The sequence below is a fragment of the Variovorax sp. AC194 genome (assembly GCF_979257995.1).
Window position 1 is genome coordinate 3,379,364 of record NZ_OZ409823.1, and the last position, 18,971, is coordinate 3,398,334.

An 18,971-nucleotide genomic window follows, 5' to 3' on the forward strand; every position below is an offset into this window, starting at 1 on the left:
CATGGATTTTTCGATTGCCCCAGAAGACCAGCAACGGCTGCAGACCTTGCGCCGGCTCGGCCGCGAGGAGATGCGCCCGGCCGGCTGGCGCGCCGACCGCGCCGGCGCACCGCTGCCGGTGGACGATCCGTTCTTCGTGCGCATGCTCGCCGAGGGCTTCGGCCGCACGCGCTGGCGCCCGCCCGGGGCGGATGCGAGCAGCGAAGAGACGCAGGCCGCGCCCAACAAGGCCAGCTCGGCCGTGGCGCAGGTGCTGCTCGCCGAAGAGGGCGCCTACTGGGACCGCGGCATCGGCGTCGCGCTGCCGGGCCCGGGCCTGGGCGAGCCGCCGATCCTCTCGATGGGCACGCCCGAGCAGAAGGAGCGCTTTCTCTCGCCGTTCGTGAATCCCGCGCGGCCGATCTGGGGCGCGTTCGCGATGACCGAGCCCTCGGGCGGCTCCGACGTGGCCAACATCAAGACCCGCGCGCGGCGCGAGGGCGACCACTGGGTGCTCGACGGCGCGAAGTCGTTCTCGGGCAATTCGGGCCGCGCCGAATGGATCGTGGTGTTCGCCACCATCGACCCCGCGCTCGGCCGCGCGGGCCACCGCGCCTTCGTCATCGAGCGCGGCACGCCCGGTCTGGCCGACTTTCGCATCGAGAAGAAGATGGGCCTGAAGGCGTACGAGTCGACCTCGTTCTTCCTTGCGGACTGCCGCGTGCCGGCGGCCAACATGCTCGGCGGCGAGGCTTACTACACGCAGCGCTCGGGCGGCTTCAAGGGCGCAATGAACACCTTCAACGCGGGCCGTCCCGCCATCGCGGGCATGGCCGTGGGCATCGGCCGCGCGGCGCTCGACGAGGCCGCGGCGTTCATGCAGGCCCATGGCCTCGCAGCGTACCTGCGGCTGCGCGACCGGCTCGAGCGCTCGCGCCGCAAGCTCAAGGCGGCGCTGCTGCTGGCGCTGCGCGCGGCCTGGCTGGCCGACCAGCGCCAGCCGAACATGGTCGAGGCCTCGGCCTCGAAGGCGCTCGCGCCGCCCGCGGCCTTCGAGGCCGCGAGCTTCGCGATGGAGGTGATGGGGCTCGCGGCGGGCCGCGGCGACCACCTGATCGAGAAGCTCTTTCGCGACGTGAAGGCGCTCGACATCGTCGAGGGCACGGGGCAGATCCAGCGCGTCGTGATGGCGCGGCATCTGGTGGGCCTGCCGAACTGAGGCCGGGCTCCGGCCGGCTGAACTTTTCATTTCTTCTTTTTTTCTTCTCCATGACCGATTCGACTTCCAACGCGCCCTGCGGGCCGCTCAAGGGCATCCGCGTGCTCGACCTCACGGCCGTGGTGCTCGGCCCGCTGGCCACCCAGACGCTGGCGGACTATGGCGCCGACGTGATCAAGGTGGAGCCGCCCGAGGGCGACATGATGCGGGCCAACGGCATCTCGCAGAACCCGGGCATGAGCTCGATCTTTTTGGCCGTCAACCGCAACAAGCGCTCGCTGGCGGTGGACCTGAAATCGCCCGAGGGCATCGCGGCGTTGCGCGCGCTGATCCCCACGGTCGACGTGGTGGTGCACAACATGCGCGTGGCGGCCATCGAGCGCCTGGGCCTGGGCTACGAGGCGGTCTCGCGCCTGAACCCGCGCATCGTGTACTGCGCCGCGACCGGCTTCGGGCAGGACGGCCCGCACCGCGACAAGCCGGCCTTCGACGACATCATCCAGGCCGCCTGCGGGCTGGTGGGCGTGGGCTCGGCGGGCCGCGAGCAGCCCGACTACACGCCCAGCCTGATCGCCGACAAGACCACGGGCCTGGCCGTCTGCAACGCGGTGCTGGCGGCGCTGCTGCACCGCGAGCGCAACGGCGCGGGGCAGTACGTGGAGGTGCCGATGCTCGAGACCATGACCGCCTTCGTGCTGGCCGAGCACATGGGCGGCATGACCTTCCAGGGCTCCGCGGTGAAGGCCGGCTATCCGCGGCTGCTCGAAGGCGGGCGCAAGCCCGCGCGCACGCGCGACGGCTGGATCAGCATGCTGCCCTACACCGAGCGCCACTGGCAGGCGTTCTTCGTGGAGGTCGGGCAGCCCGAGTTGGCCGAGCGCTACAGCATCGCCAACCGGCAGGAGCGCAACACGCACGTGAAGGCGCTGTACGGGCACCTGCGCGAACTCACGCCGCTGAAGACGACCGCCGAGTGGATGGCGCTGTGCGAGAAGCTCGACATTCCCGCCACGCCGATCTACACGCTCGACGAACTGCCGGCGCATCCGCACCTGAAAGCCGTCGGCCTGTTCGAGGACGCGGTGCATCCCACCGAGGGGCCGATCCGGCAGGTGCGCCCGACCGCGCGCTTCTCGGCCACGCCGACGCGGGTCTACCGGCAGGCGCCCACGGTCGGGCAGCACACGAGCGAGATCCTGCGCGAAGCCGGGCTCGCGGAAGAGGAGATCGCGCGCCTGAAGGACCGGCGCGCGGTCGCCGGCCAATGAAGAAGCAACGGAACACGCCATGAACTTCGAACTCGAGGACGAGCACCGCATGCTCAAGGAACTGGTCGCGCGTTTCGTGCGCGACGAACTGCTGCCGCTGGAGCCGGCGGTGCTCAAGAGGGAGGCCGAGGGCGGCCGCCTCATGCTGATGCCCGAGGAGCACGCGCGGCTCGATGCGCTGTCGCGCGACCTCGGCCTCTGGGGGCTCGACGCCCCGGGCGAGCTCGGCGGCTCCGACCTGCCGGTGACGGCGATGGCGGGCGTCAACGAGGAGCTGGGCAAGACCATCACGCCCTACGACCTGCCGCCCGATTCGCCCAACCTGCGCATGCTGCTCAAGACCGCGGACGCGGCGCAGACCGAGCGCTACCTCGCGCCGTATGCGCGCGGCGAAACGGTCTCGGCCATCGCCATCTCGGAGCCCGGCGCGGGCGCCGACCCTTCGGCGATGAGCACCCGCGCGGTGCGCCAGGCCGATGGCGGCTGGGTGCTCAACGGCCGCAAGATCTGGATCAGCCGCGCCGAGCGCGCCGACTGGACCATCGTGATGGCGGTGACCGACAAGGCGCTGGGTTCGCGCGGCGGCATCTCGGCGTTCATCGTGGACAAGGACACGCCGGGCTTCGTGGTGGAGCGCCGCATCCCGATGCTGGGCGGCACGTCGACCTACGAGATCAGCCTGCAGGACTGCCGCGTCGGCGCGGGCCAGCTGCTGGGCGTCGAGGGCCAAGGCTTCGCGCCGATGCAGGCGCGGCTGTCGAGCCGCCGCGTGCAGATGGCCGCCTGGTGCATCGGCCGCGCACAGCGCGCGCTGGACATGGTGTGCGAGTACGCGCCGATGCGAAAGACCTTCGGCGCGATGCTCTCGGAGCGCCAGAGCGTGCAGTGGAGCGTGGCCGACGCCGCCACCCGCATCCACGCCTGCCGCCTCATGACCTACGAGGCGGCCGCGCGCATCGACCGCGGCGAGGAGGCGCGCGCGCAGGTTTCGATGATCAAGGTCTTTGCCACCGAGATGGCCTGGGACGTGGTCGACATGGCCATGCAGGTCTTCGGCGCCATGGGCATGACCAAGGAAATGCCGCTGCAGCAGATGGCCAACGAAACCCGGCTGATGCGCATCTACGAAGGCCCCAGCGAAGTGCATCGCTGGGTGGTGGCGCGCGAGCTGCTCGGCTCGCGCCGCTGATGGAAGAACAAGGAGACAGACCCATGAAAGACAAGACACACGCAGGCCCGCAACAGGCGGGCATCGGCCGGCGCAGGCTCCTGCAGCTGGGCGGCGGCGCCGCGCTGATGGGCGCGGGCGGCTTGCCCGTGCTCGCGCATGCACAGGGACAGGCGCAGGCATTCCCGTCGCACGCCATGCGCTTCATCGTGCCGTTCCCGCCCGGCAGCGGCACGGACATCACGGCGCGGCTCTTTGCCAAGGGCATCGGCGATCTCACGGGCCAGCCGGTGACGGTGGAAAACAAGCCCGGGGGCAACGGCTTCATCGGGGTGCAGACCGCGCTGAACCCGCCGCACGACGGGCACACGGTGTTCATCGGCAGCAACTCGACGCTCACGACCAATGCCGCCACCTTCCGCAAGCTGCCCTACGACCCGATCGCCGACTTCGCGCCGATCACGCTGCTGTCGCGCGGCGCGTGCCTGTTCATCGTGCCGGCGAGCTCCGCCTACCGCACGCTGGACCAGCTGGTGGCCGACGCGCGCAAGCGTCCGGGCAAGCTCAACTACGCGAGCGGCTCCATGTCGTACACGCTCTATTCGGAGTGGTTCAACGAGATGGCGAAGATCAAGACCGCCGGCATCAACTACAAGGGTGCCGGCGAGGCGGTGAACGCGGTGATGACGGGCGAGGTCGACTTCGCCGTGGTCGATGCCACCGGCGCCAACGAACTCGCACGCTCGGGCCGCGTGCGCGCGCTGGCCTTCACGGCGCCCCAACGCTCCATCGTGCTGCCCGACGTGCCGGCCATCGGCGAGGCCGGCTGGCCCGACTACCTGGCGGTGAACTGGGTGGCGGCCGCGGTGTCGTCCAGGACGCCGCCCGCTGCCGTCGAGCGGCTCGGCGCGCTCTTCGCCAAGGCCGCGCAGACCCCGGAGATCCAGGCGTACTACCGCAAGCAGGGCACCGAGCTCATCATGTCGTCGGCGGTCGAACTGCGCCGCTACCAGACCGAAGAGATCGGCCGCTGGAAGCGGCTGGTGGGCATCACGGGCATCGAGTTGCAGTAGCATCGCCCGCGGTCCGGCCGCGGTGCGTTTTGGGGAGGCGCCGGCCCGGGACCGTGGAGAAAACAAGTGGAGCAATCGGTCATCAAGACGGCGGGGCGGGTGTTTCAGGTGCTGGAGTACCTGAGGGAGACGAGGCGGCCGGTCACCGTGCGCGAGATCTCCGAACGCCTGGGCTATCCGCTGTCCAGCGCGCAGGTGCTGCTCAAGAGCATCGCCACGCTGGGCTACCTGCGCTACGACTCGTCGCTGCGCGCCTACCTCGCGACACCGCGCCTGGCCTCGATCGGCGACTGGGTGATGGACTCGATGTTCCAGGGCGGGCAACTGCTCACGGTGCTCGGCGACATCGCGCGCGAGACCGGCTTCACCGCGATCCTGGCGGTGGAGAACGACATCTACGCGCAGTACGTGCACGTCATCTTCGGCAGCCGCGCGATCCAGTTCAACGTGCAGCCGGGCACGCGGCGGCTCCTGTGCATGTCGGGCACCGGCTGGGCGCTGCTGGCGGCCAGCAGCGACGACCACGTGGCGCGCACCATCCATCGCAGCAATATCCGCCTGAAGCCCGGCGGCCAGACGGTCGATGCGGACTACGTGAAGGCGCGTGTGCAGGAGTCGCGCGAGCGCGGCTATGCGTTCTCGCGCGGCGTGGTGACCGAGGGCATCGGCATCATCGCGCTCGGCTCGGCGTCGAGCGCATCGGGTGCACGTTTCGCCGTGGGGGTGGGCGGCCTCGTGGAGCAGCTGGAGCGCGCGGCGGACACGGTGGTGCCCGCGATGCGGGAGCGCCTTCTCGGTGCGGCCGCCAAGGCGCCCGCCACCGAGGCCGGCGCGGCGGACAGTCCCGCCTGAGCGGCGGCTTCGGGCTTCGGAACGGCCGCCGGTCCTGGTCAGGGCCGGACGATTTCCAGCAGGCGGTCGAGCCCGCCTTCGTTGATGGCGACCATCGCCTGCTCGCGCACCTTCGGCTTGGCGTGATAGGCCACCGAGAGGCCGGCTTCGCCCATCATCGGCAGGTCGTTCGCGCCGTCGCCCACGGCGATGGTCTCTTGCGGCGAAATGCCCATGAGCGACGCCACTTCGAGCAGCGTGCGGCGCTTTTCGGCGCCGTCGCAGATGTCGCCCCAGCTCTGCATCACCACCTGGCCGGTGAGCTTGCCGTCGGCCTCGTCGAGCAGGTTGGAGCGCGCGAAGTCGATGCCCAGCCGGTCCTTCACGCGGTTCGCGAAGAAGGTGAAGCCGCCCGACACCAGCAGCACCTTGAGGCCCGCCTTCTTGCACGCCGCGACCAGTTCGGCCGCACCGGGGTTGAGCTTGAGCCGCTCGTCGTACACCTGCTGCAGCGCTTCGACCGGCACGCCCTGCAACAGCGCGACGCGGCGGCGCAGGCTCTCCTTGAAGTCCTTGATCTCGCCGCGCATCGTGGCCTCGGTGATCGCGGCCACCTCGGCCTTCTTGCCGACGGCATCGGCGATCTCGTCGATGCATTCGATGTTGATGAGCGTCGAGTCCATGTCGAACGCGATCAGCTTGAAATCGGCCAGCGCCAGCGGCGGCTTCACGCGCTGGAGAACGAGACCGGGAGAGATTTCTGTAGCGCTCATGCGGGGGCGATTTCCTTGACGAGGGGTTGACCGAGGCTGCGCAGCACATCGCGCACCATCTGCGCACGCTCCTTCGGCTCTTTCAGTGCGCGCTCGATGCGCAGCTTTTCGTTGCCGGCGAGCTTGATGTGCTTGTTCTTCTGGATGAGCTGGATGATCGCCATCGAATCGACCGGCGGGTCCTTCTTGAAGGTGATGTTGATGATGCCCGGCGCCGCATCGACCTTCACCACGCCGTAGGGCCTCGCGAGCACGCGCAGGCGGTGCGTGTCGATGAGCGTCTGCGCCTGCGGCGGCAGCTTGCCGAAGCGGTCGACGATTTCTTCGAGCAGCGTGTCGATCTGGTCGGGCGTCTTCGCGGTGGCCAGCTTCTTGTAGAACGACAGGCGCAGGTGCACGTCGCCGCAGTAATCGTCGGGCAGGAGGGCGGGAGCGTGCAGGTTGATCTCTGTCGTGACCGAGAGCGGCGACAGCAGGTCGGGCTCCTGCCCGGCCTTGAGCGCGCGCACGGCTTCGCTCAGCATCTCGTTGTAGAGCTGGAAGCCGATCTCCATCATGTTGCCGCTCTGGTTTTCGCCGAGCACTTCGCCGGTGCCGCGGATTTCCAAATCGTGCATCGCGAGGTAGAAGCCCGAGCCCAGCTCTTCCATCTGCTGGATGGCGTCCAGGCGCTGGGCCGCGTGCTTGGTAAGGCCTTCGGTGTCCGGCACCATGAGGTACGCATAGGCCTGGTGATGCGAGCGCCCGACGCGACCGCGCAGTTGGTGCAGCTGCGCGAGGCCGAACTTGTCGGCGCGGCTCATCACGATGGTGTTGGCGGTGGGCACGTCGATGCCGGTCTCGATGATGGTCGAGCACAGCAAGAGGTTGTAGCGCTGCGCCACGAAGTCGCGCATCACGCGCTCCAGTTCGCGCTCGGGCATCTGGCCGTGGGCCACCGCGATGCGGGCCTCGGGCAATATTTCCTCGAGCTTCTGGCGGCGGTTCTCGATGGTCTCGACCTCGTTGTGCAGGAAGTAGACCTGCCCGCCGCGCTTCAATTCGCGCAGCACGGCTTCGCGGATCACGCCCGTGCCTTCGTTGCGCACGAACGTCTTGATGGCCAGGCGCCGCTGCGGCGCGGTGGCGATCACGCTCAGGTCGCGCAGGCCTTCGAGCGCCATGCCCAGCGTGCGCGGAATCGGCGTGGCGGTGAGCGTGAGCACGTCGACCTCGGCGCGCATCGCCTTCATCGCCTCCTTGTGGCGCACGCCGAAGCGGTGCTCCTCGTCGATGATGAGCAGGCCCAGGTTCTTGAACTTGACCGACTGCGAGAGCAGCTTGTGCGTGCCCACCACGATGTCGATCTGGCCCTCGGCCAGCCCCTTCGCGGCGGCCGTGATTTCCTTGGCCGAGCGGAAGCGGCTCATCTCCGCCACCTTCACCGGCCACTTGGCGAAGCGGTCCACCAGCGTCTGGTAATGCTGCTCGGCCAGGAGCGTGGTGGGCGCGAGGAACGCGACCTGCTTGCCGCCGGTGATCGCGATGAAGGCGGCGCGCAGCGCCACCTCGGTCTTGCCGAAGCCCACGTCGCCGCAGACCAGGCGGTCCATCGGTTGGGGCGAGATCATGTCCTGCACCACGGCGTGGATCGCGGCCTTCTGGTCGGCGGTTTCCTGGAAGCCGAAGTCGTTGGCGAACACCTCGTAGTCGGCGGCCGAGTAGCGGAAGGCGTGGCCCTGGCGCGCGGCGCGGCGCGCGTAGATGTTGAGCAACTCGGCGGCCGAGTCGCGCACCTGTTCGGCGGCCTTGCGCTTGGCCTTTTCCCACTGGCCGGAGCCCAGCCGGTGCAGCGGCGCCTCGTCGGCGCTCACGCCGGTGTAGCGGCTGATCTGGTGCAACTGCGAGACGGGCACGTAGAGTGTGGCCTTGTCGGCGTACTCCAGGTGCAGCATCTCCTGCAGCAGGGGCTTGCCTTCGGCGTCGACGCCCTGGCCCAGGTCCATGTGCATGAGCCCGCGGTAGCGGCCGATGCCGTGCGCGGTGTGCACCACCGGGTCGCCGACGTTGAGCTCCGAGAGGTCCTTGATCAGCGCCTCGACGTCGCTGACCTGTTCCTGCTTCTTGTTGCGCCGGCGCGTGGTCGGCGCGGTGGCGAAGAGCTCGGTCTCGGTGACCAGGTCGATGCCCTGTTCGCGCCAGGCGAAGCCCGACGCCAGCGCGGCGGTGACGATGCCGATCTTCTCGTCGGTGGAGGCCTCGAACTCGGCCAGCGAGTCGAAGGCCGGCGGGCTCACGCCGCTCGCGCGGAGGAAGTCGAGCAGGCTCTCGCGTCGGCCATCGCTCTCGGCGATCAGCAGCACGCGGTGCGGCGTGGCGGCGATGTGCAGCTTCAGGCCCACCAGCGGGTCTTCGGCGCCGCGCACCACGGCGAAGGGCGGCAGCCGGTCGAACTCGGCGTAGGGCGTGTCGGTGGCGATGTCGCCGCCTGCATTTCCTCGAATGGCCAGCTGCGCGTGCGGCTTGGCGCGCTGGTAGAACTGCTCGGCGTTGAGGAACAGCGCCTCGGGCGGCAGCGCGGGGCGCTCGGGGTCGCCGCGCACGAGCCGGTAGCGCTCGTTCGTGTCCTGCCAGAAATGCTGGAACGCGGGTTCGAGGTCGCCGTGCAGCACGATGGTGGCGTCGGGGCCCAGGTAGTCGAACACCGTGGCCGTCTCGTCGAAGAAGAGGGGCAGGTAGTACTCGATGCCGGCGGTGGCCACGCCGTTGCCCATGTCCTTGTAGATGCGGCTCTTGGTCGGGTCGCCCTCGAGCAGTTCGCGCCAGCGGCTGCGAAAGCGCGCGCGGGCGTCGTCGTCCATCGGGAACTCGCGGCCCGGCAGCAGGCGCACCTCGGGCACGGGGTAGAGGCTGCGCTGGGTGTCGGGGTCGAAGGTGCGGATGGAGTCGATCTCGTCGTCGAACAGGTCGACGCGAAACGGCACCAGCGAGCCCATCGGGAAGAGGTCGATCAGCCCGCCGCGCACCGCGTATTCGCCCGGGCTCACCACCTGTGTCACGTGGCTGTAGCCGGCCAGCGTGAGCTGCGCCTTGAGCCTGGATTCCTCCAGCTTCTGCTTGGCCTTGAAGTGGAAGGTGTAGCCGGCCAGGAACGATGGCGGCGCGAGGCGATAGAGCGCGGTGGTGGCGGGCACCAGCACCACGTCGGCCTCTTTCTGGCTGATGCGCCAGAGGGTGGCCAGTCGCTCGCTGATCAAGTCCTGGTGCGGCGAGAAGCTGTCGTAGGGCAGCGTCTCCCAGTCGGGAAAGAGGGCGCAGCGCAGGTCGGGCGCGAAGAAGGCGATCTCGTCGATGAGGCGCTGCGCGTCGTTGGCGTCGGCCGTGAACATCGCGGTGGCGCGGCCGGCGGCCTTCTCGCGCATCCCCAACTGCGCGAGCAGCAGGGCATCGGCCGACAAGGGGGGCGCGGCAGCGTGAAACGCTTGCCCGCCGTGAGGTGGGGGAGGTCCATGGAACGCTTCGAAAAATGCAAGACACCCCGCGCCGGCTGGCGAGGGGTGTGCGAAGGTCAATTCTAGAATGGCGGCCCTTTCCCCGCTTGTCGGCCATCGGCCCGTGCTGCACCTATGTCTTCCTCCCGATTCTTCGTGCTGATTCCCTGCGCCGGCTCCGGCCACCGCGCGGGCGGCGTGCAGCCCAAGCAGTACCGGCGGCTCGCGGGGGCGTCGATGGTGGCGCACACGGTGGAGGCCTTTCGCGCGCTGGCCGGCCGTTTTGCCGGGCTGGCGGTGGTGGTGTCGCCGGACGACCGCGAGGTGCAGGCCGCGCTGCCGCGCTTTCCGGGCAACGACGAGTACCTGCTGCAGGTCGGCGGCCTGACCCGGGCGGCCACGGTGCGCAACGGCCTCGTGGCGCTGCGGCAGAAGGGCGCCGGGGCGCACGACTGGGTGCTGGTGCACGACGCGGCGCGTTGCCTCGTCACCTCCAGCCAGATCGAGGCGCTGATCGCCGCCTGCGAGCACGACGCCGTCGGCGGCCTGCTGGCGCACCGGCTGGCCGACACGCTGAAGGTGTCCTCGACCGACAGCCGCGTCTCCCAGACCCTTTCGCGGGCCGACAAGTGGCTCGCGCAGACGCCGCAGATGTTCCGCATCGGCATGCTGCTCGACGCGCTGGAGCGCGTGGGCGACGCGGTGACCGACGAGGCCAGCGCCATCGAGGCGATCGGCCTGGCGCCGCTCCTGGTGCCGGGCAGCGCCCAGAATTTCAAGATCACCTTTCCCGAAGATTTCGCCCTGGCCGAGGCGGTGCTGCTCAGCCGCAAGAAAGCCATCGCATGACGACTGCCGCCTCCTTCAACATCCGCGTCGGCGAGGGCTGGGACGTTCACCAGCTCGTGGCGGGGCGCAAGCTCATCCTGGGCGGCGTCGAGGTACCCCACACCACGGGCCTCTTGGGACATTCGGACGCCGACGTGCTGCTGCACGCGATCACCGATGCGCTGCTGGGCGGCGCGGGGCTGGGCGATATCGGCCGGCATTTCCCCGACACCGACGTGCAGTTCCGCGGTGCCGATTCGGCCGTGTTGCTGGCCGAGGCGGCGCGCCGCGTGCGGGCCGCCGGCTGGGAGATCGGCAACGTCGACAGCACCGTGATCGCGCAGGCGCCCAAGCTCGCGCCGCACATTCCGCGCATGTGCCAGCGCATCGCGGACACGCTGGGCATCGCGCTCGATCAGGTCAACGTGAAGGCCAAGACGGCCGAGAAGCTCGGCCCGGTCGGCGAGGGCCGCGCGATGGAAGCGCGCGCGGCGGTGCTGCTGCACCGCTGAGCGGCCGCAAAGATCGCGTCAGGCGGGCTTCTTGCCGCCCGGCACTTCGCCCGGCTTGGGCGTCGGCATGGCGCGCGGCATGCGGATGTGGGCCGCGAGCCCACGCCCCGGCGTGCTGGTGAGCGCGAAGGTGCCGCCCATGCGCTCGATGTTCTTCGCCACGATCGACAGGCCCAGGCCCGCGCCCGCGGCCGAGGTGCGCGCCGCGTCGCCGCGGAAGAACGGCTTGGTCAGCTGCGAGAGCAGGGCGGGCTCGACGCCCGCGCCGTGGTCGCGCACCTTGATCAGCACCGCGTCGTTGTTCGCCTGCGCCTGGATCGTGACGTCCGCGACGCCGGTGGCCGGCGTCTTGCCGTAGCGCCGGGCGTTCTCCACCAGGTTGGAGATCACGCGGGTGAGTTCGACCTCGTCGCCCAGCACCCGCAGGTCGGGCGGGACCTCGACCTTGATGTTCATCTCCTCGTAGTCCTGCACGGCGTAGGTGCAGGCATCGACCACGTCGCGCAGCAGCACGGGCCGCGGATCGACATGGTCGGGCCGCGCGTAGTCCAGGAACTTGTCGATGATCGCGTCGAGTTGGGCGATGTCGGCGGCCATGTGGTCGCGCGCGTCCTCGTCGGCCACGCTCATCTCGGTTTCCAGGCGCAGGCGCGCGAGCGGCGTGCGCAGGTCGTGCGAGATGCCGGCCAGCATGATCGCGCGGTCCTGCTCGATCTTGGCGAGCTGGTCGGCCATGCGGTTGAAGCCGATGTTGACCGCGCGAATCTCGTTGGTGCGGGCGCGCTCGTCGAGCCGGTGCGCCTCGTATTCGCCCTCGCGCACCTGCATGGTCGCGCGCGACAGCTGCTTGAGCGGCAGGTTGATGAGCCGCGTGATCAGCGCCGCGCCGGCCAGCGACAGCGCCATGGCGGTGCTGAGCCAGACCAGCCAGGTGCGGCCGCCCACGCGGCTGAAGCGCGTGGGGTCGAGCAGCAGCCAGTAGGTGTCGCTCTCGATGGTGAAGCCGATCCACAGGCCCGCCTCGTCGTTCACGCGGCTGGCCACGGTGGTGCCTTCGCCGAGCTGGTCGATCAGCTCCTCGGTCACGCGCAGGTCGAGCGCGCCGCTGGTGTAGGGCTGGAAGCGGTCGTTCGGTTCGCGCGGCAGGATGCGCACGCCCTCCTGGTCGGCCAGCGTCTTGATCAGCGAGACGCGGGTGATGGCGTCCGAATACACCAGCGCCGCGCGCGTGAGGTTCACGAGCGAGGCGATCTGGTGGGCCGTTTGAATGGCGCGCGGTTCGTATTCGAGCGAGCGAAAAGTCTGCAGCCAGGCGACCGTGCAGCCGATCAGCAGCAGCGCGAGCAGGAAGAAAGTGCGCCAGAAAAGGCTGAAGCCCAGCTTGAGGCCGGGGCGGCGGTCACGCTGGGAGCCCTCCAGCGGGCTCGGCATCGTGACCTGTGCGCCGTCCTCCTGCTGGGAGCCGGGTCTGGCGGATTGGCCGATGGCCACCTCTCAACGGCGCGTCAGGCCGTGCCGTCCGGCACGAACACGTAGCCCACGCCCCAGACGGTCTGGATGTAGCGGGGCGCCGCGGCGTCCGACTCGACCAGCTTGCGCAGGCGCGAGATCTGCACGTCCAGGCTGCGGTCGAAGGGCTCGAATTCGCGGCCGCGCGCCAGCTGGGCGAGCTTTTCGCGCGACAGCGGCTGGCGGGGGTGGCGCACCAGCGCCTTGAGCATCGCGAATTCGCCGGTGGTCAGCGAGAGCTCTTCGCCGTCCTTCTTGAGCGTGCGGGAGCCCAGGTCGAAGGCGAACGGGCCGAAGGTGACGGTCTCGTTCTCGGTGGAGGGGGCGCCGGGCGCCTCCAGCGGCGGGCGGCGGCGCAGCACGGCGTGCACGCGGGCCAGCAGTTCGCGGGGGTTGAAGGGCTTACCGAGGTAATCGTCGGCGCCGACTTCCAGGCCGACGATGCGGTCCACGTCTTCACCCTTGGCGGTGAGCATGATGATCGGCGTGCGGTCGTTGGCGGCGCGCAGGCGCCGGCAGACCGAGAGGCCGTCTTCGCCCGGCATCATCAGGTCGAGCACGATCAGGTCGACCGTGTCGCGCAACAGGATGCGGTTGAGCGCCTTGCCGTCCTCGGCCACGATCACTTCGAAGCCTTCCTGGGTCAGGTAGCGGCGAAGCAGGTCACGGATGCGGGCGTCGTCATCGACGATCACGATCTTGTCAGTGCGAGCGGGAACTTGAGTCATTTCTACAACGTTGAATTTGTAACAGCGCCGATTCTGAAGGCGTTAGCACCCCATCGAGCCGGATTTACTTATGGTTTGACACTAAGTTACAAAACTTGCGGACGCTCGCCCTCTGGTCATCCGACGTTAGCTTGACGGTGGCAAAGTCCCTCTGCCTTATGACAAATGCTCAATGAGACTTCCTTTTCCAGCACTTCCATTGCTTCTTGCCTGCGCCTGTGGTCCGACATGGGCCGTTTCGGGTGATTTTTTCAGGGTCGGCGAGGTACGCCGCAGCGAAGTGCGGGATGCAGTGGCCGCCCACCGGGCGGCGCAGCGAGAGGAAATTCGCCGCGAGGAGGCCGCCGCCGGCCGGCGCCTGACAGCCGCCGAGCTGTTCGAGCTGCGGCAGCAGGTGCGAGGCCAGTGGACGCCGCCCAGCGTGGGTGCCCTGGCGAATTCGGCAGAATCGCAGCCAGCCGAGCGCATCTCGCCGGCCCCGGTGCCCGCTGCCCGTTCGCTCACCGCGCCGCGCAGCCAGCGCCATTGACGCCCGACGCGCCACCGCGCGCGGGTGTTCCTGCCAACAAACCTAGGGAGTCCCTTGTCTTGAAAAAAATCAAATTGCTCGCCGTCTGCGCCGCCCTGGCCGCCGCCGGTTCCGCGCTCGCCCAGAACGTGGTCGCCCCGGCACCGCAGAACGTGCTGCAACTGACCGCCTCCGGCACGGTAGAGGTCCAGCAGGACCTCTTGAGCATGACGCTCGTGACCACCCGCGACGCGACCGATGCGGCCACCGTGCAGACCCAGCTGAAGGCCGCGCTCGACGCCGCCCTCACTGAGGCCAAGAAGAACGCGCAGACCGGCCAGCTCGACGTGCGCACCGGCAACTTCAGCCTGTCGCCGCGCTACACCAAGGACGGCAAGATCAACGGCTGGCAGGGCTCGACCGAGCTGGTGCTCGAAGGCCGCGACTTTCCGCGCATCACGCAGACGGCCGGCCGCATCACCACGCTCAGCGTGGGCAACGTCGGCTTCGGCCTGAGCCGGGAGCAACGCGCCAAGACCGAGGCCGAGGCGCAGAACATCGCAATCGAGAACTTCAAGCAGAAGGCCAACGAATTGGCCAAGGGCTTCGGCTTCGTGGGCTACACGCTGCGCGAGGTGTCGGTGAACGCGAACGACGGCGGCCCGCGCCCACGGGTGATGGCGATGCAGGCCAAGTCGTTCTCAGCCGACTCAGCCGTGCCGGTCGAAGCCGGCAAGACCAGCGTGATCGTGAACGTGTCGGGGTCGGTGCAGCTCAAGTAAAGAAGCGAGTTGGCACCGTCGGGCGGCGCTTTATTGCGCTGTCCAGCCGCCGTCCATTTGCCAAGCAACGCCGCGCACCTGGTCGGCCGCCGGCGAGCACAGGAAGACCGCGAGGCCGCCCAGTTGCTCGACCGTCGTGAACTGCAGCGAAGGCTGCTTCTCTCCCAGCAGATCGTTCTGCGCCTGCGTGGCCGAGATGCCTTCGCGCGCCGCGCGGTCGTCGATCTGCTTTTGCACGAGCTGCGTCAGCACCCAGCCGGGGCAGATCGCGTTGCTGGTGATGCCGGTGGTCGCGGTCTCGAGCGCGACCGACTTGGTGAAGCCGACGATGCCGTGCTTTGCCGCCACGTAGGCCGACTTCTGCGCCGAGGCAACGAGGCCGTGGGCCGATGCGACGTTGACGACGCGGCCCCAGTTGGCCTCGCGCATCGCGGGGATCGCCAGGCGCGTCGTATGGAATGCGCTGGTGAGGTTGATGGCGATGATCGCGTCCCAACGTTCGACCGGGAAGTCCTCGACCTTGGCGACATGCTGGATGCCGGCGTTGTTCACGAGGATGTCGACACGGCCGAACTTCGACGCGGCGAACTTCATCATGTCCTCGATCTCCCCGGGCTTGCTCATGTCGGCGCCGTGGTACTCGGCGCGAACGCCGAGCGCTTCGATCTGGGACCTGGGCGTCTCGGCATCGCCGAAACCGTTGAGCACGATGTGCGCGCCTTGCTGGGCGAGGGCCTTGGCAATGGCGAAGCCAATGCCGCTGGTGGACCCCGTGACAAGCGCGGTTTTGCCTTTGAGCATGAAGATCAATCTCCGGATGAATTAGGATGCAACGAGACCATTATCCGCACCACGACTTCCCCGTTTTCATGACCGAACCGACGCTTCATTACGTGGCATGCGACGACGCCCAGGGCGGCCATCGCATGGCCTATTGGCAATGGGGCGACGAGCGCAGCGCGCATGTCGTGGTCTGCGTGCACGGGCTCACCCGGCAGGGGCGCGACTTCGACGTGCTGGCGCAGGCCATCGTCGCGCGCGCGGGCGGCGACGTACGCGTGATCTGCCCGGACGTTGTGGGGCGCGGGCGCAGCGACTGGCTGCGCGAGCCGGCCTTCTACCAAGTGCCTGTCTATGCGGCCGACATGGTCGCGCTGATCGCCCAGCTGCAGCGCGAACAGGCCATCGACACGCTCGACTATTTCGGCACCAGCATGGGCGGGCTGATCGGCTTCGTGCTGGCGGGCCACAAGGAACTGCCGCTCGCGCGGCCGGTGCGCCGCTTCATCGCGAACGATGTCGGCCCGACGATCGAGGCTGTCGCGCTGCAGCGCATCGCCGCCTATGTGGGGCAGGGCGGTCGCTATGGCAGCGTGAAGGAAGCGGCCGACGCGATGTGGGCGATCTCGACCAGCTTCGGGCCGCACACGCCCGAGCAATGGCTCGCGCTGTCGCAGCACATGGTGGTGCCTGCGTCGCAGCGCACGGCCGATGGCGCGGCCAAGGTCGAAACCGGCGGTGATGCCGGCGGTGCCTCGTGGATGCTTCACTACGACCCGGCCATCGCCGTGGCGCTGCGCGCGATCACGCCCGAAGCGGCGGCGCAGGGCGGCGCGATCATGTGGAGCCTGTACGACGCCATCCAGGCGCGCACGCTGGTGACGCGCGGCGCCGTGTCGGACCTGCTCTCGCGCGAGACGGCCATGGCCATGACAGAGCGCGGGCCGAAGGCGGCGCTGGTGGAGTTCGAAGGCGTGGGCCATGCGCCGACCTTCGTCGATCCCGCGCAGGTCGCCGTCGTCACTTCCTTCCTGTTCGATTGATGGGGTGAAGCAGCGTGAAGCGCGAGTCCTCGAGCCTGCAGACGGCACCTCTGTCCGATACCGCCGTGGTCGACTATCCGTTGTCCGCGGCCACGGCCGACCGCACGCCGGTGATCGAGAACATGCTCGCCCGCGCCCGTGCGTTCGCCGAGCCGCTGATCGCCGATGAAAAGCTCGACACGGGCGAGAACACGCTGGCGCACGCCGATGCGGTCGCTGCCATCGTCGCCAAGATGGGCGGCTCCGAGGCCATGCAGGCGGCGAGCTATCTCGTCTATTCGTGCCAGCACCTGAACCGCCCGCAGGAGGTGATCGCCAAGGTCTTCGGCGACAACTTCGCGGCGCTCGCAGTCGAGACCACCAAGCTGGTGCGCGTGCAGGAGCAGGCCCGCTCGGCGTCGCAAGGCCATCACATCGAAGGCGCCGGTGCGCAGACCGAGAACGTGCGCAAGATGCTGCTGGCGTTTTCGCGCGACCTGCGCGTGGTGATGCTGCGGCTTGCGTCGCGCCTGCAGACCTTGCGCCATGCGGCGGCCAGCAAGCAGCCGGCACCCGAGAGCGTGGCGCGCGAGTCGCTGCAGGTGTTTGCGCCGCTGGCCAATCGCCTGGGCATCTGGCAGGTGAAGTGGGAAATCGAGGATCTTTCGTTCCGCTTCATCGAGCCTGAAACCTACAAGTTGATTGCGCGCCTGCTCGACGAGAAGCGCATCGAGCGCGAAGGCCACGTCGAGCAATTGCGCTCGGAGCTCGAGCGCGAACTGCAGGCCGAGGGCGTGCACGCCGCGGTGCAGGGGCGGCCCAAGAACATCTACAGCATCGTGAAGAAGATGCGCGGCAAGTCGCTCGACTTCGCGCAAGTGTTCGACATCCTCGCGCTGCGCGTGGTGGTGGCGGACGTGAAAGACTGCTATGCGGCGCTCGCCTGGGTGCACACGCATTTCCAGCCGATTGACGAAGAGTTCGACGACTACATCGCGCGGCCCAAGCCGAACGGCTACCAGTCGCTGCACACCGTGGTGCGCGAGCTGGTCGATGGCAAGCCGGGCAAGCCGATCGAGATCCAGATCCGCACTGAGGAAATGCATGACCACGCCGAGCATGGCGTGGCGGCGCACTGGGCCTACAAGGAAGCAGGGCACAAGGGCTATGCGGGCGTCTGGGCGAGCGGCGAGTACGACGCGAAGATCGCGGTGCTGCGCCAGCTGCTGGCCTGGGAGCGCGATCTCTCGGGCGGCCTGCAGGGGCAGGGCCTGTTCGACGATCGCATCTATGTGCTGACGCCGGATGCGGCCATCGTCGAATTGCCGCAGGGCGCGACGCCGGTGGACTTTGCTTACACGGTGCACACCACGCTGGGCCATCGCTGCCGCGGTGCACGCGTCGATGGGGCCATGGTGCCGCTCAACACGCCGCTGTCGAACGGGCAGACGGTGGAGATCATCGCGGCCAAGGAAGGTGGTCCTTCGCGCGATTGGCTCAATGCCGAGTTGGGCTATCTGGCGAGTCATCGTGCGCGTGCCAAGGTGCGCGCATGGTTCAACGCGCAGATCACGCACGAGACCGTCGCGCGCGGACGCGAAGCGGTCGAGAAGCTGCTGCAGCGCGAAGGCAAGACGGCCATGCGGCTGGAGGACCTGGCGTCGCAGCTCGGCTTCAAGTCGGCGGACCATTTGTTCGAGGTGGTGGGCAAGGACGAGTTTTCCCTCCGCAACATCGAGACGCTGCTGCGTCCGCCGGAGCCGGCGCCCAATCCCGACGACGGCGTGCAGATCAAGAAGGCGCGCGGCAGCGAGAAGTCCGGCAAGGGTGGCGTGCTGGTGGTGGGCGTGTCGTCGCTGATGACGCAGCTGGCCAAGTGCTGCAAGCCGGCGCCGCCCGATGCCATCAGCGGCTTCGTCACGCGCGGCCATGGGGTCAGCGTGCACCGCAGCGATTGCAGCAACTTCCGCACGATGTCTTCGCGCGATGGCGAGCGCGTGATCGATGTCGAATGGGGCGCGACGAAGAAGGGTGGCGATGCGCCGGTCTATGCGGTCGACGTGTCTGTCGAAGCAGCCGATCGCCAGGGGCTGCTGCGCGATATCTCCGATGTGTTCGCGCGGGAAAAGATGAACGTGATCGGCGTGCAGACGCAGTCCGTGAAGGGCACGGCGTGGATGACGTTCACTGTGGAAATCGCCGACGCGGCGCGGCTGACGCAGGTGCTCGGCATCGTCACCGCAGTTGTTGGTGTGCGATCTGCACGTCGCCGCTAAAAAGCGTGTTTTCTCCTGCTACAATAGCTGCTTCTCGGACACATCCTTAGGCGCGTAGCTCAGCTGGTTAGAGCACCACCTTGACATGGTGGGGGTCGTTGGTTCGAGTCCAATCGCGCCTACCAATTTCTGTTCCAACTTCCGGCCAACCACCGGGTCTGTTGGACAGAGCTTTCACCGGGTTCCCCGGTGTTTCAATCGTCCCTTGTGGTGATGCAGAAAAAGACCATGGCCATGTTGTTGTG

General features: G+C 68.4%; 15 protein-coding genes, 1 tRNA gene and 1 pseudogene. 12 read left to right on the forward strand and 5 right to left on the reverse strand.

The annotated features are described in order from the left end of the window. The first annotated feature begins 1 nt into the window (after position 1). From ACZYRS_RS16195 to ACZYRS_RS16215, 5 genes are all read left to right on the forward strand, one after another. Positions 2–1,198, forward strand: a complete 1,197-nt coding sequence (locus tag ACZYRS_RS16195) for an acyl-CoA dehydrogenase family protein (RefSeq protein WP_463420064.1) — start codon at positions 2–4, stop codon at positions 1,196–1,198. A 50-nt stretch (positions 1,199–1,248) separates the two neighbouring features. Further along, positions 1,249–2,466, forward strand: coding sequence for a CaiB/BaiF CoA transferase family protein (locus ACZYRS_RS16200; RefSeq protein WP_463420065.1), 1,218 nt, complete (start codon positions 1,249–1,251; stop codon positions 2,464–2,466). A gap of 19 nt (positions 2,467–2,485) precedes the next feature. Further along, positions 2,486–3,655, forward strand: coding sequence for an acyl-CoA dehydrogenase family protein (locus ACZYRS_RS16205; protein WP_463420066.1), 1,170 nt, complete (start codon positions 2,486–2,488; stop codon positions 3,653–3,655). A gap of 23 nt (positions 3,656–3,678) precedes the next feature. Beyond that, on the forward strand, positions 3,679–4,707 hold the full coding sequence (locus ACZYRS_RS16210; RefSeq protein WP_463420067.1) for a Bug family tripartite tricarboxylate transporter substrate binding protein: 1,029 nt from the start codon (positions 3,679–3,681) through the stop codon (positions 4,705–4,707). A gap of 66 nt (positions 4,708–4,773) precedes the next feature. After that, complete coding sequence (locus ACZYRS_RS16215; protein WP_198787553.1) at positions 4,774–5,559, forward strand: IclR family transcriptional regulator; 786 nt, start codon at positions 4,774–4,776, stop codon at positions 5,557–5,559. Positions 5,560–5,597: 38 nt separating this feature from the next. Here ACZYRS_RS16215 and serB read toward each other — a convergent pair whose 3' ends face one another. Further along, entirely contained in the window at positions 5,598–6,311 is a 714-nt protein-coding gene (gene serB, locus ACZYRS_RS16220) for a phosphoserine phosphatase SerB (RefSeq protein WP_463420068.1), read from the reverse strand. Continuing rightward, positions 6,308–9,801, reverse strand: a pseudogene (mfd, locus tag ACZYRS_RS16225) (transcription-repair coupling factor). Before mfd ends, serB begins: the two are co-directional and overlap by 4 nt. Positions 9,802–9,916: 115 nt before the next feature. Between mfd and ispD the strand changes: the two are divergent. After that, on the forward strand, positions 9,917–10,630 hold the full coding sequence (gene ispD, locus ACZYRS_RS16230; RefSeq protein WP_463420069.1) for a 2-C-methyl-D-erythritol 4-phosphate cytidylyltransferase: 714 nt from the start codon (positions 9,917–9,919) through the stop codon (positions 10,628–10,630). Further along, positions 10,627–11,121: a 2-C-methyl-D-erythritol 2,4-cyclodiphosphate synthase gene (ispF, locus tag ACZYRS_RS16235; RefSeq protein WP_463420070.1), complete on the forward strand. Its 495-nt coding sequence runs from the start codon at positions 10,627–10,629 to the stop codon at positions 11,119–11,121. The genes ispD and ispF overlap by 4 nt, the downstream gene beginning before the upstream one ends. An 18-nt stretch (positions 11,122–11,139) precedes the next feature. Here ispF and ACZYRS_RS16240 read toward each other — a convergent pair whose 3' ends face one another. Then, the gene (locus ACZYRS_RS16240; RefSeq protein ID WP_198787558.1) at positions 11,140–12,552 is read right to left on the reverse strand and encodes a sensor histidine kinase; all 1,413 of its coding nucleotides are present in this window, start codon (positions 12,550–12,552) and stop codon (positions 11,140–11,142) included. Between the two features lie 74 nt (positions 12,553–12,626). Beyond that, complete coding sequence (gene ompR, locus ACZYRS_RS16245; RefSeq protein WP_007837017.1) at positions 12,627–13,358, reverse strand: osmolarity response regulator transcription factor OmpR; 732 nt, start codon at positions 13,356–13,358, stop codon at positions 12,627–12,629. A 172-nt stretch (positions 13,359–13,530) separates the two neighbouring features. On the opposite strand from ompR, the gene ACZYRS_RS16250 reads away from it, so the two are divergent. Together ACZYRS_RS16250 and ACZYRS_RS16255 are read left to right on the forward strand one after the other, a co-directional pair. Continuing rightward, the gene (locus ACZYRS_RS16250) at positions 13,531–13,887 is read left to right on the forward strand and encodes a hypothetical protein (protein WP_198787559.1); all 357 of its coding nucleotides are present in this window, start codon (positions 13,531–13,533) and stop codon (positions 13,885–13,887) included. A 59-nt stretch (positions 13,888–13,946) separates the two neighbouring features. Then, positions 13,947–14,648, forward strand: a complete 702-nt coding sequence (locus ACZYRS_RS16255) for an SIMPL domain-containing protein (protein ID WP_198787560.1) — start codon at positions 13,947–13,949, stop codon at positions 14,646–14,648. Between the two features lie 30 nt (positions 14,649–14,678). Here the strand turns inward: ACZYRS_RS16255 and ACZYRS_RS16260 are convergent, their stop codons facing one another. Then, the gene (locus ACZYRS_RS16260; RefSeq protein ID WP_463420071.1) at positions 14,679–15,449 is read right to left on the reverse strand and encodes a 3-hydroxybutyrate dehydrogenase; all 771 of its coding nucleotides are present in this window, start codon (positions 15,447–15,449) and stop codon (positions 14,679–14,681) included. A 26-nt stretch (positions 15,450–15,475) separates the two neighbouring features. Between ACZYRS_RS16260 and ACZYRS_RS16265 the strand changes: the two genes are divergently transcribed. From ACZYRS_RS16265 to ACZYRS_RS16275, 3 genes are all read left to right on the forward strand, one after another. Next, positions 15,476–16,471 (forward strand): alpha/beta fold hydrolase, encoded by a 996-nt coding sequence (locus ACZYRS_RS16265; protein ID WP_463420072.1) that lies wholly within the window; start codon positions 15,476–15,478, stop codon positions 16,469–16,471. 14 nt (positions 16,472–16,485) lie between these two features. Then, the gene (locus ACZYRS_RS16270) at positions 16,486–18,726 is read left to right on the forward strand and encodes a RelA/SpoT family protein (RefSeq protein WP_463420073.1); all 2,241 of its coding nucleotides are present in this window, start codon (positions 16,486–16,488) and stop codon (positions 18,724–18,726) included. A 48-nt stretch (positions 18,727–18,774) separates the two neighbouring features. Further along, positions 18,775–18,851: transfer RNA gene (locus ACZYRS_RS16275), tRNA-Val, on the forward strand. Positions 18,852–18,971: the final 120 nt, after the last annotated feature.